Origin of the sequence: Shewanella dokdonensis, assembly GCF_018394335.1 — a bacterium.
GTDB lineage: Bacteria > Pseudomonadota > Gammaproteobacteria > Enterobacterales > Shewanellaceae > Shewanella > Shewanella dokdonensis.
In genome coordinates this window covers 1,971,183-1,987,754 of the sequence record NZ_CP074572.1, presented here as the reverse complement: position 1 = coordinate 1,987,754, position 16,572 = coordinate 1,971,183, and the positions used below count along the sequence as shown (strand labels likewise).

Below are 16,572 nucleotides of genomic sequence, written 5' to 3'. Positions count from 1 at the left end.
CCTGTTGGCAACTGAAAGATCCACGGTTTAGCACCAGCAGTCCCCGTGTTAGACTCCGATAGTCTTTCTATTGTATCGGCTATCTGATGAATCTGACCAGTCCCGGTTTCCCTTTTGGCGATATTATCCAGTGGCTTGCGGAGCCACCGCGTTCATGTTTAACACCCGCTTTAACAACATGGCTGACTGCCGATGGTAGTCTTACCCAACGTTTGCGCCAGTGCTGCCAGCAGTTTGATGTCACCCTGTTAGGCGAGACGATATCTGCACCACTGCCCGGCGAATGGCCAGGAACCGCAGAGCGCTTATGGATCCGGGAAGTGCTGCTGTGCTTGGATAATCTACCGCTCGTGTATGCCCGCACATTGGCACCGCCATCGCTGACTCAGTTACAACACCGTGGTCAAAAACCATTGGGGGAACTGTTATTCACCGATAAGAACTTCATCCCCGGGCACATGGAATGGGGCCAAGCCCCCACCACAGGAAACATCCAGCAACTTGCCAACACATTAGGGCAAGCGGCTACCGCCATCTGGGGGCGCCGCCGTTATTTTCAGCATCAGCAGCAGCAATTATTGGTGGCAGAATTTTTCCTGCCAGAAGCACTCAATCGGCTGCCACCGCTCTAACATTCAGTTTGCGGCGGCCCAATGCTGCCAATAACAGCCCGAAGATCCCCCAGCTACCAAGACTACCACCACAGCCACCTGAACTACTGGTGCTATCGGTGGTGACTGGCGTAGTCACTGTCACCGTTTTACTGACACTGCTGCTGCCATTGCTGCTGTCTGTCACGGTCAAGGTCACACTGTAACTGCCACTGTTACGGTAAGTATGCGAGGGTGATGTCAGGTTACTGCTAGCACCGTCACCAAAGTTCCAACTGTAACTGAGCGTACCGCTGCCACCACTGCTCTGATTATTAAACTGCACGGTTAAGCCATTGCTATTACTAGCAAATGCAGCAGTAAGCGCAGTATTAAGCACCACCTGTTTAGTGGTTGATGTGGTCTGTCCTGCGCATCAGTGACTGTGAGTATCACACTGTAACTGCCTGCGGCAGCATAAGTATGTTGTGGATTCTGCTGTGTGCTACTGGTGCCATCACCAAAATTCCAGCGATAGCTGTACGGTGCAGTACCGCCACTGGCACTACCACTGAAACTGACCACAAGTCCCTGCTGTGTGGTGGCAACGGTTGCCGCTAAATCTGTGGTAGTGGCAGCTTCATCCATTGCCACTCTGACCGTGGCTTGGCTGGAATCTAGCTCCTGAGAGACCACTTCCAGCGTAAATCCCAGTGCCGGAAGTTTAATGCCCGCTTGCGGCATATTCGGGGCACTGTAATCATCCCGGTCATCAAAAAGGCTGTTAGCGGTACGATAATTATCACCTGGATAGTAGCTCTGGTTGTAAAGACTAAAGGCCGCATCATGGATCTGTACTAATGTTGTCTGCCCACTCACCAGATGTTGATCCGCATCTACCACACCGATAAAGACCTTGCCGGGATGATCGCTGACATTGTTATCAAGCACCTCTTGATCTCGCAGCCACACCAAGACACCGGGATCATAACCTGCCAGTTCCAGCGCGCTGTCAATGCCGTTATGACTGCGTAACTGCACCAGATAACTGCGCCCTTTCCCTGGACGACTGTCGCCAGTGCGAATAAACCGGTTGAGTGTCATGTCGGCATTCGGTTGCTCGGCATCATCGGCGAATACCACATTGGCGCCGGCGCTGATCTGAAGGTTATCCACCTGAATGCCATCGCCACCCAGTGATTCATCGGTCTTATACACCAGACTGATCTGTTTGTTATTGCCAGCATAAGCACTCAGATCAAAACTGAGGGTAACCCAACCACGACTATCTGCCCCCGATAATGTTGACGAATCCCCAGTAATGATATTTCGGGCATTGTTAGCCGTGTTAGTGCTGACAGTGTAATTTCCGGCAACAGCGACACCATCCACAAGCACTTGGGCATAGTCATAATCTTTCTCAGTATCCCATTTAGCCTTCATGGTCAGCGTTAAATTGCTGCTGGCGGGTAACTGTACGTCGAACGACATCGCGTTATTAAGCTCATTGCCGCGCCCAGAATAATACTGATAGTCACCGGCATAAGGTGTCGCCAGCGCAATTTCACTCGGTGGCAAGGTGATTTCTAGTTGGTTAATACGATTACTATCAGTCGCTTGATTGAGCACAACATCCGTGCCCTCGGCAGTCAGCGTTGTATAGTCAATCGTCTGTGCATCCAGCCAGCGGCCTTTATAGCGCTGCTGCAAGAAATCCCTAGCATAGGGACTAAAACCCGTAGGTTGAGAGCCTGACGGTGACCCAGTCCAACTCCCATTTGACATCAACGACCAGGCCCCTACGGGCTCACCATCTGCAGTGTTGTTAGTATCATATTCATCAATGAGCCCCAGATCGTGGCCAAATTCATGAACACATACGCCAACTGCTGAATCAATCGGCTGAATGGTATAGCCATACACACGCTTGGATGTACCTGGGATCAACTGTCCATAACTGCCGGGCACAAAATACCGATGCGACCAGATAGCATCATCCCCTAACACGCCACCACCTGCTTCTTCACCAATACTGGAGTGAAACACCATGACGTGGTCAATAATGCCATCAGGTTCATTCAGGTTACCGTCGCCATTGCGATCATAGGGATCTTCTATATCATATTGCGCCAGTTCATCGGCGGACATATTAGCGGCAGCCAATGCCACCGCTTCTTCTACTAGCTCTGTTGCCCGCATATCGTTGTTATTATTGGCAGCATCATTAGCACCGTAATAGGCCGCATTGTGGCTGGCGGTATACCAGCCTTTAACATCGCCGGTAAAAAGAAACTACCGCCTGACGCCGCCTGATAATACTGGTTGGCAGACTGCAGATTTTGGCCTGATGGGCCATTAAAGCCTGTACTGGAAAAGAGTAAGTCTTGGTAATGAGATGCCGGATAGCTGCTGTAATACATTTCGCTATCGGCAGACGTTAACCGGTTGTTGTTGTATGGCAAATCAGGAAAATCAATCAATACCGCCAGCACTTTTACTGTCTTGGTAACACTGGCATCGGTGGCGGATACCCGCTGCAACTTTGAGGTATCGACAAGACGCTGATTTCGTTGATAAGCCGCCTTTAGCAACTGCTGATTTCGACCCAATTGCTTTAATTGATCTTTGGAAAACTTACCACCTTGCAGATAAGCCGCCAGCAGTTGCTGTCGCTCTGCCGCAGACGCATTTGGCGATAACTCACCACGTTTTTCCAGCCAGTAAAGGATCTGTTGTTTATTGGCAATCGCCAGATCCCGAGGTGCTGGAGCCGCAGCAACCATGGCGCTGCTACTGAGTAAAGCCAACCCAATAATCAATGAGGAAACCAGAGTTCTGCGATTCATGCTTTAGGCTCCTTTTGACACTTGCTATAGGCCTGCTGTCGTTGGCGAATGTAGTCGTTGAGAATCTGTTGCTGTTGCTGCTCGCTCATTTGAGGTGTGAGCACGCCCTTTTCTAGCAAGCGTTGGCGAATTTTATCGCGGTCGATATGCGGCGCCCCGCTACCGCAAGGCCTTAACGGGGCGGGTGTTGCTGGCGTTTCTTGGGGATTGGTTGTCGAGGGAGTTGATGATTGGCAGGCACTCGCCCCCATCAGCATCAACACCGCAGGAAGAGTTAATATCAGCAAACGATTGACCACAGAACACCCCCATAACAACTCAGGAACATCACATTAACTGTAGACAATCTTTCAGGACAAGCAGTTCAGCAATAAATCTGTTTAATTGTTCAGAATTAATTCAGCCAGTTATGTTGTCCGCTGACAACACCAGCGAATACTCAACGGACAGCTGACAGATAACGAGCGACACCATCTAAAAACATCTGCACCGAAATCATGACCAGCACCATCCCCATCAAACGCTCTACAGCGGTAAGACCTTTATCACCGAGAATTTTGTTGAAGAGTTTGTAGAATAATAGAATAACTGAGCTGGCGGCCCAGGCAGAAACCAGTGCCACCGTCCATTGCAACATCTTACTGCTATCAGTGTGCGCCAACAGGATCAGTGCCGCCAGAATCGATGGCCCAGCCATTAACGGTATCGCCATCGGCACAATAAAAGGCTCTTCACCCGCGGCCAACCCCACCAATCCACCGGGCTGCGGGAAGATCATGCGAATCGCGATCAGAAACAGAATAATGCCGCCAGCGATGCTGACGCTTTCAGAACGCAAATTCAGAAAATTGAGGATCGCCTCACCGGCATACAGGAACATCAGCATGATGATCAACGCAAACACCAGTTCACGGATCAGTACCTGACGACGCTTTTTGGGTTCAATATGCCGCAAGATGGAGGCGAAGACCGGCAGGTTACCCAACGGATCCATAATCAGAAATAACATCACGGCAGCAGACAGCATATCCATAGTTTGTCGGCTCGGGGCAATTCAACAAGGTGGCATATTGTATAGGTTTTCTTGCGGAATTTCGGCATTATTTAACGGGATATTTTTCACTGGCCGCAACAGAATTAACTACTGCTCATTTATAACGAGCTTGCTATACTATAACGCTTTTCAATTTCATTAACGGTACCCATGTTATACCTCGTTGCCAGCTGCATCGCCCTGTTGCTAGGGCCGGTCTTCTATCGTTGGTTAGCATCAGGCAGTGGTCTGCATAAAGGACTGGACGGCTTTATTTTTGTGTCGCTCGGCGGCCTTGTGCTGGTTCATATTCTGCCGGAACTGTTAGAACATGGCGGCTTGCTGGCATTAGTGTTTGTGGTCTTAGGGCTATGGGGGCCTTCTGCCAGCGAGAAACTATTCCACCGTTACTCCGAACTCACTCACAACGTAACCTTGATCCTAGGCATCATCGGCTTACTGCTGCACACAGTAACCGATGGCGGAGCCATGGTGTTGGCACAACAGGACAGCAACTATAGTTTGCTGGCGTTAGGGGTGATTTTGCACCGGTTCCCGGTAGGGCTGGCAATCTGGTGGCTGTTAAAACCGCAGGCGGGAGCAAAGTGGGCCTGGATTGTATTAACCCTGATGATATTGTTGACTACTGTGGGTTATGCTGCGGGAGAGCAGCTACTGCAACATCTGAGTTTAGATAACACAGTGTATTTGCAGGCGTTTGTCACTGGTTCAATTCTGCATGTGGTATTGCATCAGCCGCATGGGAACGAAAACGCTCACAGTGGCCGCCATGAGTTGTATGCCGGTTTTGGCAGCTTGCTTGGTTTGGGCTTGCTGGCAGTGTTAATGCTGATGGATTCAGGAGAACACGCCCATGAGGCTCACGCACATGAATCACTGCAACTTTTTAACTGGCTGCAAATGCTCGCCCCAGCGCTGTTGTTCGCCCACGCCGTAGCGGTTGGCCGCTACGCTTTAGGGCTGCGGCCAGATAACCAGCGGCCTGGATTACAGTGGTTACAACGGCTTGCCGGGCCTGAGGTGCTGTTGTTGACCCTACTATTACTAGGGCCACTGTACGCCCTCTTGCAGTTATCTTCTTTGCTGCTAATCGGTGGGCTACTCGCAGTATTGCAAGCCAAAGCGGTAGACAGTCAACCGCAACCCAGCACCAGCGCCCTTGAATTCGGATTCAGTTACGGGGTTGATCGCAGTGCTCCGTGGATACTATTGAGTTTGCTATTAGCTAATCTGATTGGTCATCCATCCGTGCCGTTAACCAATGATTGGCTCCAGGTGGCAGTACTGGTGTTGCTCTTTATCCCGATGCAATTCAATCCCTTGGGCAGCACTGTGCTCGCGGCCACGCTGGCGTATAGCGGTTGGAATCCACCAGCACTGGTACTGAGTCTATGTGCCGCACAACTGCTGAATATTAGCCAACTGCGAGCATTATCAATATTGCAAAAAACCGCTGCGTTATCGCTGCTATTGCTGCTCACCTTGTTGGTTAGCTACTGGCAACCCCAATGGCAACTGTTACTGCCACAATGGCCAGCAGCCAGCACTATCGCGCTATCGATACTGGCCTTGCTGTTTGCTGTCAGTCTGCTGCGTCAGGGGCCAAGACGCTTCCTGAAAGCCTTAAAACCACAAACACTGTCAACGCCACCAGCAGTGCATCATCACAGTCACGCCGAACATCATCACTGAGTTCGGTAATCTGTGGTGATTAGGGCTGCTAACGCTTAGGGAGCCTGGTTATGTGCATTCTGTTTATAGCGCTACAGCAGCATCCAGATTACCCACTTATTCTCTGCGCTAACCGCGATGAGTATCATCATCGTCCCACGGCCGCAGCCCACTTCTGGCCCACCGAGCCACAACTGCTGGCGGGTAAGGATTTGAGTGCCGGAGGTAGTTGGCTCGGAGTAAATCGCCGGGGAGACTTGGCAGCACTCACCAATATTCGCGCCCCACATCTTATACGCGATGACTGTCGTAGCCGAGGGGAACTGGTGATAAAAGCACTGCAATCCCCAATAACACCCGCCTGGTTGATGCAGCATCGGCAGGATTATAATCCGTTCAATCTGGTTTTTGGCTCGGCCGCTGGCCTGTTTTGTTGTAATAGTCTCAGTGGTGAAATACTGCCACTGACGGCGGGGTTTCACGCTGTCAGTAATGGGGCGCTAGATGATATCTGGCCGAAGATGGCACAAGGTACGCGCGCATTACAGCAGTTGGTCGGTGCTGATCAGCCGCTGGATACCGAGGCCTTATTAGCATTGATGCGGGATGCAACCGAGGCCGATGAGGCACAACTCCCCGCCACGGGTATTGAGCCTGAATGGGAACGTAAACTGTCGGCGATTTTTATTCGTCACCCCCAATATGGCACGCGCAGCACCACGCTAGTGTTACAACATCGCACCGGGATCATGCAGTTCATCGAGGTGCGTTATAACAGTGCTGGCCGCGAACTCGGCCAAGAAAAGTTCCAGTTTGCGCTGAGTGAAACGCGCTTATGAGGTGTGGTCATGCACGATCACCCACTGATCATCATGTTTTTCGACCAAAAGCGTAAACACGCCGGAACTCACCCCACGAGGCTGCTGTAGCTGCCATTCGCCCACAACCAACGCCGCATAGTTGCTCAGCATGCGGATATCGCTGACCTTGAGTTGCAGTTGCCCCATCGTCTTTTGATCTGGATAGTTTTGCTGGTAAGCCTTCAGCATATTATCCCAACCATAAACAAAGCGTCCGCCGGAGACAAAACGCAGTTGGTCGTTATGCCAGTATCCCTGCATATAACTGTTGATGTCCCCTTGGTTCCAGGTCTGTTGCTGGTGCTGTAACAGCGCCATGACATCATCAGTAGGTACCGCCTGTGCCAGCGTACTGCAGCACAAACTGCCACAGAGCAGCAGTATCCGTAATAGCGTCATCTGATATCCTTATCCATCAAGAACTTGTTGATAATTATCGTTCCAATCAAAACGTACCATCAACACAAGCACCAAGGCAAACCTGCGCACATTACTTCTGTGGCACGGCAGGGCGTTGCAAACTGCGAATATCATTGCCGGTTGGTGCCTGAAATGCCCGCAAGTCGAACTGCGGCAAAATGGCAAAGATATGATCAAAAATATCTGACTGGATCTCTTCGTAATATACCCAGCGGGTATCATTGGTGAAGATATACAATTCCAGAGGCAATCCCTCGGTAGTGGGCGCTAACTGCCGCACCATTAGGGTCATCTCCTTATGGACTTTTTCATGGTGCCGTAAATACTCCACTAAATATGCCCGGAACGTCCCGACATTGGTCAAGCGCCGCCCGTTGACGGGCATGTCCATGTCGGAAATTTTAGCATTGGATTCACCCAGTTCATGAATTTTCTTCGGCAGGTATTCCTTAAGATAATTGATTTTTGCCAGCCGTTTACGATCCTCTTCGGTCAAAAAACGGATGGAATTGATATCGATATTGATCGCGCGTTTAATACGTCGGCCACCGGATTCTGACATCCCGCGCCAGTTGCGAAAGGCATCGGATACAAGGGCATAGGCCGGGATCATCGTGATGGTTTGATCCCAATTACGCACTTTGACTGTGGTCAGAGAGACTTCTTCCACCGAGCCATCGGCACCGTACTTATCCATCTGGATCCAGTCACCGGGGCTTACCATACGGTTAGCTGCCAGTTGAATACCAGCAACAAACCCCAGAATGGTGTCTTTAAACACCAACATCACCAAACCAGTGGCAACACCTAAACCGCTGAGGAAGTAGACGGGCGACTGGTCAGCAAGTACCGAGATACTGACGATCAAAGCAACAAAGAACAGGAACAGTTTGCAGAGCTGCACAAAGCTTTTAATCGGCAACCGTCGGCTAATGAGGTTAACATCTGCCACTTCATTGACTGCATCCAGTGCGGCATACAAGGCGCGCACCATAACCACTACCAGCCAAACACTCAGTACTTTATCGACTAAGCCACTGGCAAGCTTATGCTCGGTTAATGCGACTGGCACCAAGAAGTTCAGCACTATTGCGGGTGCCAACAGTGACAATTTTTCAAGTACGCGATGACGCAGGAAGATATCATCCCAAGTGGCTTTGGAGCGGACAATCATCAGGTTCATTGCTCGCACCACACCACGACGGATCACAAAAAGGTGGCCGCAGCCAGCAACAAACTCAGCAGGATCAAGATAGAGGTAGCTAACCAACCGGAGGGTTCACTGTTAATGCCAAATTTTGCCAGCCAATCCGTTAACCCTACGCGAAAATCTGTTTCAACTCTGTATTCTCCAACCAACTGATAATCCCGGCCATCGCCAGCGCACGCTAGCGTAACATACCGTTTTGCTTGTTGGTTTAACAGTTGTTGAATAACAGTTTGAAAAAATTATTGGGAAGAAAAAGCGATGGCAATATCGTCATCGACAGGCTGTTCAAAATGCACTAATGCTTCGCTAGGAAAACCACTTACCTGAAGCAATCCACTTTCCTGCCAGGTTAGGTTCAATTGCTCGTGGCGCCCTTTAACAACCATCAAGGCCGGATAACGAGCACCAGTTGACTTATCCACCAACCCCAAGTAACTGTACCACTGATGGGAATGTCCGGTATTGCAGTTAGAAAAACTCACTTCTGCGCGCCACAGTTGTTGCGGCGACTCCACCATCTGCAATGGCAGCACCTGACAGAATTCCTTAGCTGCACGGGTATCGACGAAGCCAACGACGTAAAAGAACAGATATCCAGCCAGTAACAAACCTATCGTCGTGCAACCTAAACGCACCCCGAACCCGGCAACACTACTCATGCGCGCCGCCACAACCCCTCCTATACATCACAACAGGAAAGGCTCAGGCTAGCGATAATTATTAGTTAAGTAAATATAATCAATGTCACTAATCGTCTGCTAATTGTTATTATTAAATGAATAATCTCAGCAATCGATTGAATTAAAAACAGTAACTGCCTATTAGAGGATTAACACTCGTTAATCTGTTTGCTTATTTTTCAGCTTGCGAGCTTGCTTACGTGTGCTGACAGGTTGGCAACTTGGGCAAAAGACCGTACTACGTTGTCCGAGGCGAATTTCTGTTAACAAGCAGCCACAGTGCAGGCAAGCTTGACCTCCACGGCCATAAACCAACAATTTCTGCGCAAAATAGCCAGGCTTACCATCGGCATTCACAAAATCTTTGAGGGTGGTGCCCCCTTGCGTAATAGCCTGCGCCAGAATGGCCTTAATCTCAGCCACCAGCACCACTAACTGTGCTGACTTTACTTGCTCCGCAGCAGTTTGCGGATGAATGCCTGCGGCAAACAAGGCTTCGTTAGCATATATGTTGCCAACGCCTACCACTATGCTGTTGTCCATCAAACATAACTTGATTGCTTTGGTTTTACCGGCAAGCGCCTGTTGCAGATGTAGCGGATTAAAGGCGTCTGTCAGCGGTTCCGGCCCGAGCTTTGCCAGCAAGGGATGAGCTTGTTCAGGTAACTCACACCACAACCAGGCGCCGAAACGACGCGGATCATTAAACCTGAGAATTCTGCCATTGGCTAATTCCAGATCGATATGATCGTGTTTCGCTGGCGGAGTCGCTTGGGTAAGAATGCGTAAACTGCCAGACATCCCCAAGTGCACTATGGTGGTACCCGCATCGGTATCCAGTAACAGATATTTGGCACGCCGCCGCACCGCATGAATGGTTTGCCCAACAATCTGCTGCGCAAGTTCTGGCACTGGCCAACGCAAGTTGCCATTGCGAACCACCAACCGACGTACTGTCTGGCCCACTAACCACGGCTCAATGCCACGGCGGGTCACCTCAACTTCTGGTAATTCAGGCATAACGGGGAATTTCTCTTGCTATCACATTACTCAACACTGGCATTGAGTAATGGTTGTAATGAAGTTCTTAGACTCGGAGGGATCTGATACCAGTTTCCGGCTGCGGATTTCAATAGCCCTGAGTCAGCAAACAATAACCAGATCTGCGCTTCGCGATCGGTCAGTTGCAGCAGCAGTTCCTGTGGTTTGGCCGCGGCGTCCAACTTGGGTGCATCCAACAGTGCCGACACCCGAATATGCAGCCAACTATTGACCCAAGGCTGGCAATTGAGCACTTTGTCATCGCACTGCCACTCGCCTTTACTATCACGAGCCATCCACACACCAGCGAGCTGTAATTGCGCTAGTTGTGCCTGTTCATCAAATAACGGCACGGTTTCTTTGGGGGTGTCATGGGTATGTTTATTCAACAGCGTCAACAACCCCACCATCACTACCGATGCAATGATGAGGATGTTGTTCCACTGTTTGCGAGTCAGCGCCATTATCGATACTCCCGGCCAATACGCGTCAGTGTATCACTGGCAGAACCTTAGCCACCAGTGACATTCATGAACCGCAGAATTTGCGGGCTGTCTGGCTGGTCAAAATGATGCGAGCGCGGTTTGCGCTGCAAAGACTCGGTGATGGTTTGTTTCAGCAGCGCGATATCATCTGGGTAATCACGTACAACCTGCTTCAGATCGACCGAATTTTCATTCCCCAGACAGAGCAACAAACGTCCATCGGCAGTCACTCGCACCCGATTACATTCATGGCAAAAGTTATGGCTATGCGGTGAGATAAAGCCGATATGAATATTACTGTCTGGCATCTGGAAATAACGGCAAGGGCCGCCGGTACGGCGGTTAGACAATGTTAGCGGATAATGTTGTTCAATCACCTGCTGCACATCATCACTGGACATATAACGTGGCGACTGTCGTTCCGCCATCTCCCCTAACGGCATCTCTTCAATAAAGGCGATATCCAAGCCACGGCTACGGCAAAATTCCACTAGCGCCAGAATTTCATCTTCATTGCGCTGTTTGAGGATCACCGCATTCACCTTGATGCGCTCAAAACCCGCGGCAATAGCGGCATCGATGCCAGCCACCACCCGCTCCAGCTTACCGATACGTGTCAGTGCCTGAAAACGCACGGGGTTAAGTGTATCCAGACTGATATTAAGTCGTGATAATCCAGCAGCTTTCAACGCTGGAGCCAGTTTGGTGAGATGTGAACCATTGGTCGTCATCGACAGTTCCCGCACTCCTGGGAGCTGGTGCAGACGTTCAACCAATTGGATCACATCACGGCGCATCAGCGGCTCACCACCGGTCAGACGAATCTTACTTACGCCCATTTCGGTGAAGGCCTGACACACATGTGCCATCTCCTCCAGAGACAACACTTGGTGCTTGGGCAAAAAGCGAGGATTGTCGCCCATACAATAGACACACCGGAAATCACATCTATCTGTTACAGATAACCGCAGATATTCCACTTTGCGGGAAAAACCATCGCTGAGGCCCATAGTTATACCTCACAGCAGCGCGCCAAATGGCAGAATATACAAGGGCTGACCAGCATCAACACGTTCGTCCTGATCGCCAATCACCGCCAGACAGTTGCCCTTTACCATAGAACTTAACATGCCAGAACCCTGGGAACCGGTAGCCGTCACATGCAGTTGACCATCAGCGCCCATGCTGGCAATCGCCCGGCTGAATTCTGTACGTCCTTGGCGGCTCTTGAACACTTCATCGGCAATGGCTGGCAGTAACTGTGGTTGCCAGTCAAGCTCGCCAGCCAGTTTGCGCAGCGCAGGCTGCACAAATAGTAAGAACACCACCATAGTGGCTACCGGATTACCCGGTAACCCGAAAAACAGTGCATCTTTGACCTTACCAAAGGCTAATGGCCGCCCAGGCCGCATGTTAATGCGCCAGAAGTGGATTTCACCAATAGCGGCCAGCACCTTTTTGATGTAATCCGCATTGCCGACGGACACGCCACCGGAGCTGATCACTACATCCGCTTTTGCCGCAGCGCCTGCCAGGGCGGCAGTCAGCGCTGCTTCCGAGTCTTCAATAATGCCAAGATCGATAACGTCGCACCCCAATCGTTTTGCCATCGCTTTGATAGTGAAACGATTAGAGTCATAGATACAATTCGGTTTTAGTTCAGTGCCCGGTTGACAGACCTCATCACCGGATGAAAAAACCGCTACCACTGGCCGACGCACAGTGCTCACTTCCGCAAAACCTAAAGAGGCGAGTAACCCTTGCTCTGCGGCACCGAGGCGGCTGCCTGCGGCCAAAGCCACCGCCCCTTGAGCGATATCTTCCCCGGCTAAGCGGACATTTTGCCCCGTCTTGAGTTTGCCAGAGAAACTTACATAACCCTCCGTTTCTGTGGCTAACTCACGCGGCTGCACCGCATTGGCCCCGGAGGGTAATGGTGCGCCGGTCATAATTCTTACCGCTTCGCCAGGTTGTAGTTGGGCGTCATAACTGTGTCCTGCCAACACTTCACCTTTCACCACAAAGCGTTCAGGTAATGGCTCGCTATAGACAAAGGCATAACCGTCCATCGCAGAATTAGTCTGTTGTGGGACATTCACGGGTGATATTGCGTCATGAGCCAGGATGCGGTTGTCACTGTCATCCAACGGCAGAGTGGCAGCGCTGGTGATGGGTTGAACCTGTGCCAGAATCTTATCGATCCCCTGGCGCACGGACAGGCTGTCACCTGTAGCCGAACCAACCGTATCAAGCGGCAGCGGTTTTACGCTTGGGACTTCTGGATGCCAGTTCGCCGCGTATTGCAAAACAAAGTCGGCAATCTGCTCAACATTATTGATGTCCAGCCGCTGTATTTGCGCGGGTAAGTTCGTTTCATCACAACAGGCTACCGCCAGAATGTTGGGATCTTCGGTATAAATAAAAGGTTTACCCAGCGCTGCCCGGTGCAGTTCAATTTTGGGCAATGCGAGTTTTTTAAAGCCTTCAACCAGCACTAGATCCGCTTTATCCGCTTCCAACTGTTGCAGCAGATGTTCTAAATCAGGATCTGTGTCTTGCGGATCTTCCGTCATCAACGCCCAGCGTACATGAGAGGCCACCAGCATTTGCCGCGCCCCCGCTTTACGCATCTCGTAACTGTCTTTGCCGGGAATATCCACATCGAAATTGTGATGGGCATGTTTGAGCACCGCTAACCGTAGCCCACGTTGTTTTAAAACCGGGATCAATTGCTTAAGCAGCGTGGTTTTGCCGGTGCCACTATAGGCACAGAACCCCAAAACAGGAATCGGCAACGGATTATGGAAAACAGTGCTCATAGGAACCTCGTTAAGCGTTTGATATCACTGCGGCCAGTTGCTGTTTCTGTTCATCGGTATTGATATTAACGAAAGCATTAGGTTGATCGGCAAATGATACTCTGGCCACTTTTAAATTTGCGAACCAGCTTTCTACCCGGCGCTGGCCACTTTCTAGGTAGGTCTTTAGCGATTGCCGCAGTTGCGGTTTCAGTAATAACACCACTGAATGATCACGCTCACCATCAGTGGCCACGGCTAAATCGGCATCTTCTGCCTGTAATTGCTGCAACATGCGCGCCGCCAAGTCCAGCGGCAATAACGGACAATCGCAAGGCACCACCAGCATCAGTTCAGCCTGACACCCCGCCAAACCACTGTATATGCCCGCCAATGGCCCCAGAAACCCTTCCAGCTGATCAGCAAAGACCTCCAAACCGAAAGCAGCATACCTTTGTTGATTTTGATTAGCGTTGATCCGTATCTTATTTACTTGATTTTTAAGTCGGTCAATCACGTGCACGATCATCGGTTTATCCAGAAGATCGATCAGTCCCTTATCTTTGCCACCCATCCGCCTTGCCAGCCCCCAGCAAGGATCATTGCTTCAATCTGCTGCGACATGATGTCTGTTCAACTCCGCTTGTGTTCCCGGATATAGTTGGGAAGTCGTAATTTGCTGCGACTTAATTTGCCAACGTTCATTACATAACTGGATCAGCTCAGAATCCTGATGGCTGCTGATCAACAGCCCGGTATGTTGTTGCTTTAATTCACTGATCATCTGACATACTAACTGCTGTGATACCCGATCCATATTGGAGATGGGTTCATCCAGCATCAACAGTGAAGGTTTCAACAACCAGACCCGCGCCAATGCCAAGCGCTGCCGTTCCCCACCAGACAGCGTCGCAGCATTGGCTTTCAGTAACTTATCGAGTTTGGCCAGTTCGATGGCTGATGTCATGCGTTGCCGCCGTTCCACCACGCTCAGCCTACTGTAGCGCTGCGCCAGCTGCAAATTGTAGCCGACATTACCTTCAAACAGATAGGGATGCTGGTGCAAATACAGGGCTTTACCCAGCAAAGAATCTTTACGCCACCAAGATGTCTTAGCAAAACCGTTCGCCACAATATAGCCTCGGCTTGGCCGCAATAATCCGGCCAACAGCTTCATCAGCGTTGTTTTACCACTCCCATTGTCTCCTTGCAGGTAAATCACATCCTGTTGACGAAAACGCAGATGTTCGGCGGTGAACAGTAAACGTTCACCAAAGCGCATCTCGATATCACTGGCAATAATGCTGCACATATGACGTCCTAATGGCTTCGTGGCTGAGCGGCACCACGTAAGGCACCCAGCAGAAAGTTCAGAATCAGTGACAAAATCAGTAACACCAGCCCCAAGGCGATAGCCTGAGCAAAGTCACCTTTACTGGTTTCCAAGGCAATAGCGGTAGGGATGTTGCGCGTGACCTCGGCAATATTGCCACCCACCATCATGGAACAGCCCACTTCGGTGACAATTCTGGAGAACGCGGCAATGATCGCCATTAATAGCGGCACGCGCAATTCACGGCAAATGACCCACACTGCGCCCAACCAGCTAGCACCTAGCGTCCGGCAAGTCTCCCAGGCCCGTTTGTCCACACTGGTAAACGCCGCATGGCTCATGGCTACCAGTACTGGCGCACAGATCATCATCTGCCCCACAATCATCCCTTTTTGGGTAAACAACCAATGCAGATTACCAAAGGCGCCATTGCGCGTAAGCAGCAGATAGACCAGCAAACCGATCACCACAGTTGGAACTGACTGTAAGGTCTGCACCAGATTAATGGCGATCCAATGACCGCGGAAATGGCTAAATGCCAGTATAAATCCGATGATTAATGAGGGAAGGAGGGTGATAAGCAGTGCCGCGAACGACACGGAAAAGGATACTGAGATGATAGACCAGACATCTGGGTCTAGGCTAAACAGCAGGCCAAAAGCCTGCTGTATCAGGGCTAACCAGCCTTCTGTCATTTGTGATAAGTGGCTTTAAACAGTTGCTGTCCTTGTACTTTAAAGTCATTGATCAGTTGCTGACCTTTGTCGCTGATCAACCAGTCACTGAACGCACGCGCACCTTTATGGTTCAGATCGGGATATTTGGCAGAGTTGATCAGAATCACTTGATAAGGGTTCGCGAGTGTTTTACCCCCATCAAAATCAATCTGCATATCTAACTTACCTTTATAAGCGATATAAGTGCCACGATCTGACAGTGTGTATCCCTGCATTTCGTTAGCCATCAGCAGGGTTTTGCCCATGCCCTGACCAACCGCTTTATACCCGGCAAAATCAGGTTTTACATCCGCCGCTTTCCAGATCAACAACTCTTTCTTGTTGGTACCTGAATCGTCACCACGGGAGATAAAAGCAACGCCAGACTTGGCGATTTTGGTGAATGCTTCTTCGGCAGATTTGCTATCACGGATTTTGGCAGGGTCATTTTTCGGGCCCAGTACCACAAAATCGTTTTCCATGATGCCGCGAGGTTCAACACCAAAGCCATCATTAACAAATTTAGCTTCAGCATTTGGTGCATGAGTCATCACCAAATCCACGTCACCTTGAGAGCCCAGTTTCAGCGCCTTACCAGTACCGGTAGCAATCACCTGCACTTGATAACCAGTATCGGCTTCAAACTTGGGCAACAAATATCCCAGCAAACCAGAGTTTTCAGTACTGGTAGTCGTGGCGAGCTTAATAACTTTTGCATCCTGGGCATAAGCAGAGATGTTAAACAGCATCCCGGCAGCAACAACGAACCCCAATAGTTGTTTCATTTTCAGCATGATTGCTCCTTGATAATAGCGAACGGGTCGCCATTCATAGTGGGAAACCTCGTCCATTTTTTTATTCCGGCCAA

At 50.4% G+C, this 16,572-nt stretch carries 14 protein-coding genes and 3 pseudogenes; 3 read left to right on the top strand and 14 right to left on the bottom strand.

The features are described 5' to 3' along the window. The first annotated feature begins 86 nt into the window (after positions 1-86). Positions 87-632 carry a chorismate--pyruvate lyase family protein gene (locus tag KHX94_RS09555; protein ID WP_213683214.1) on the top strand — a complete coding sequence of 182 codons (546 nt, stop codon included), beginning with the start codon at positions 87-89 and terminating at the stop codon, positions 630-632. Here the strand turns inward: KHX94_RS09555 and KHX94_RS22005 are convergent. The 3 genes and pseudogenes from KHX94_RS22005 to KHX94_RS09540 form a co-directional block, all read right to left on the bottom strand. Further along, positions 610-3,436: pseudogene (locus KHX94_RS22005) on the bottom strand (immune inhibitor A domain-containing protein). The gene KHX94_RS09555 and the pseudogene KHX94_RS22005 sit on opposite strands and share 23 nt — an antisense overlap. Beyond that, positions 3,433-3,735: a hypothetical protein gene (locus KHX94_RS09545; protein WP_213683213.1), complete on the bottom strand. Its 303-nt coding sequence runs from the start codon at positions 3,733-3,735 to the stop codon at positions 3,433-3,435. Before KHX94_RS09545 ends, KHX94_RS22005 begins: the two are co-directional and overlap by 4 nt. A 140-nt stretch (positions 3,736-3,875) precedes the next feature. Then, positions 3,876-4,469, bottom strand: a complete 594-nt coding sequence (locus KHX94_RS09540; RefSeq protein ID WP_213683212.1) for a YhgN family NAAT transporter — start codon at positions 4,467-4,469, stop codon at positions 3,876-3,878. Positions 4,470-4,640: 171 nt separating this feature from the next. Between KHX94_RS09540 and KHX94_RS09535 the strand changes: the two genes are divergently transcribed. After that, the gene (locus KHX94_RS09535; RefSeq protein WP_213683211.1) at positions 4,641-6,182 is read left to right on the top strand and encodes a metal transporter; all 1,542 of its coding nucleotides are present in this window, start codon (positions 4,641-4,643) and stop codon (positions 6,180-6,182) included. 50 nt (positions 6,183-6,232) lie between these two features. Next, on the top strand, positions 6,233-7,000 hold the full coding sequence (locus tag KHX94_RS09530) for an NRDE family protein (protein ID WP_213683210.1): 768 nt from the start codon (positions 6,233-6,235) through the stop codon (positions 6,998-7,000). Here KHX94_RS09530 and KHX94_RS09525 read toward each other — a convergent pair. The 11 genes and pseudogenes from KHX94_RS09525 to KHX94_RS09475 form a co-directional block, all read right to left on the bottom strand. Beyond that, the gene (locus KHX94_RS09525) at positions 6,995-7,420 is read right to left on the bottom strand and encodes a YybH family protein (protein ID WP_213683209.1); all 426 of its coding nucleotides are present in this window, start codon (positions 7,418-7,420) and stop codon (positions 6,995-6,997) included. The two genes, KHX94_RS09530 and KHX94_RS09525, sit on opposite strands and share 6 nt — an antisense overlap. A gap of 91 nt (positions 7,421-7,511) precedes the next feature. Continuing rightward, a pseudogene (locus KHX94_RS09520) lies at positions 7,512-8,800 on the bottom strand (mechanosensitive ion channel family protein). A 90-nt stretch (positions 8,801-8,890) separates the two neighbouring features. Further along, positions 8,891-9,322: a hypothetical protein gene (locus tag KHX94_RS09515; protein WP_213683208.1), complete on the bottom strand. Its 432-nt coding sequence runs from the start codon at positions 9,320-9,322 to the stop codon at positions 8,891-8,893. Positions 9,323-9,490: 168 nt separating this feature from the next. Beyond that, on the bottom strand, positions 9,491-10,351 hold the full coding sequence (gene mutM, locus KHX94_RS09510) for a bifunctional DNA-formamidopyrimidine glycosylase/DNA-(apurinic or apyrimidinic site) lyase (protein ID WP_213683207.1): 861 nt from the start codon (positions 10,349-10,351) through the stop codon (positions 9,491-9,493). A 26-nt stretch (positions 10,352-10,377) separates the two neighbouring features. Beyond that, positions 10,378-10,836 (bottom strand): hypothetical protein, encoded by a 459-nt coding sequence (locus KHX94_RS09505; protein WP_213683206.1) that lies wholly within the window; start codon positions 10,834-10,836, stop codon positions 10,378-10,380. Between the two features lie 47 nt (positions 10,837-10,883). Further along, the gene (gene moaA, locus KHX94_RS09500) at positions 10,884-11,867 is read right to left on the bottom strand and encodes a GTP 3',8-cyclase MoaA (protein WP_213683205.1); all 984 of its coding nucleotides are present in this window, start codon (positions 11,865-11,867) and stop codon (positions 10,884-10,886) included. Between the two features lie 9 nt (positions 11,868-11,876). Next, on the bottom strand, positions 11,877-13,676 hold the full coding sequence (locus KHX94_RS09495) for a bifunctional molybdopterin-guanine dinucleotide biosynthesis adaptor protein MobB/molybdopterin molybdotransferase MoeA (protein WP_213683204.1): 1,800 nt from the start codon (positions 13,674-13,676) through the stop codon (positions 11,877-11,879). 10 nt (positions 13,677-13,686) lie between these two features. Continuing rightward, positions 13,687-14,279 (bottom strand): annotated as a pseudogene (gene mobA, locus KHX94_RS09490) (molybdenum cofactor guanylyltransferase MobA). Then, entirely contained in the window at positions 14,263-14,967 is a 705-nt protein-coding gene (locus tag KHX94_RS09485) for an energy-coupling factor ABC transporter ATP-binding protein (RefSeq protein WP_213683203.1), read from the bottom strand. The pseudogene mobA and the gene KHX94_RS09485 overlap by 17 nt, the downstream one beginning before the upstream one ends. Before the next feature lie 8 nt (positions 14,968-14,975). Next, positions 14,976-15,683 carry an ABC transporter permease gene (locus KHX94_RS09480; RefSeq protein ID WP_213683202.1) on the bottom strand — a complete coding sequence of 236 codons (708 nt, stop codon included), beginning with the start codon at positions 15,681-15,683 and terminating at the stop codon, positions 14,976-14,978. After that, the gene (locus KHX94_RS09475; RefSeq protein WP_213683201.1) at positions 15,680-16,498 is read right to left on the bottom strand and encodes an ABC transporter substrate-binding protein; all 819 of its coding nucleotides are present in this window, start codon (positions 16,496-16,498) and stop codon (positions 15,680-15,682) included. Before KHX94_RS09475 ends, KHX94_RS09480 begins: the two co-directional genes overlap by 4 nt. Positions 16,499-16,572: the final 74 nt, after the last annotated feature.

What these genes read in the sequence shown, in the direction of transcription:
- KHX94_RS09540 (WP_213683212.1), bottom strand. Translation starts at nt 4,469, where the DNA reads ATGGATATGCTGTCTGCTGCCGTGATGTTATTTCTGATTATGGATCCG.
- KHX94_RS09555 (WP_213683214.1), top strand. Translation starts at nt 87, where the DNA reads ATGAATCTGACCAGTCCCGGTTTCCCTTTTGGCGATATTATCCAGTGG.
- KHX94_RS09495 (WP_213683204.1), bottom strand. Translation starts at nt 13,676, where the DNA reads ATGAGCACTGTTTTCCATAATCCGTTGCCGATTCCTGTTTTGGGGTTC.
- KHX94_RS09480 (WP_213683202.1), bottom strand. Translation starts at nt 15,683, where the DNA reads ATGACAGAAGGCTGGTTAGCCCTGATACAGCAGGCTTTTGGCCTGCTG.
- mutM (WP_213683207.1), bottom strand. Translation starts at nt 10,351, where the DNA reads ATGCCTGAATTACCAGAAGTTGAGGTGACCCGCCGTGGCATTGAGCCG.
- KHX94_RS09475 (WP_213683201.1), bottom strand. Translation starts at nt 16,498, where the DNA reads ATGCTGAAAATGAAACAACTATTGGGGTTCGTTGTTGCTGCCGGGATG.
- KHX94_RS09535 (WP_213683211.1), top strand. Translation starts at nt 4,641, where the DNA reads ATGTTATACCTCGTTGCCAGCTGCATCGCCCTGTTGCTAGGGCCGGTC.
- KHX94_RS09530 (WP_213683210.1), top strand. Translation starts at nt 6,233, where the DNA reads ATGTGCATTCTGTTTATAGCGCTACAGCAGCATCCAGATTACCCACTT.
- KHX94_RS09485 (WP_213683203.1), bottom strand. Translation starts at nt 14,967, where the DNA reads ATGTGCAGCATTATTGCCAGTGATATCGAGATGCGCTTTGGTGAACGT.
- moaA (WP_213683205.1), bottom strand. Translation starts at nt 11,867, where the DNA reads ATGGGCCTCAGCGATGGTTTTTCCCGCAAAGTGGAATATCTGCGGTTA.
- KHX94_RS09505 (WP_213683206.1), bottom strand. Translation starts at nt 10,836, where the DNA reads ATGGCGCTGACTCGCAAACAGTGGAACAACATCCTCATCATTGCATCG.
- KHX94_RS09525 (WP_213683209.1), bottom strand. Translation starts at nt 7,420, where the DNA reads ATGACGCTATTACGGATACTGCTGCTCTGTGGCAGTTTGTGCTGCAGT.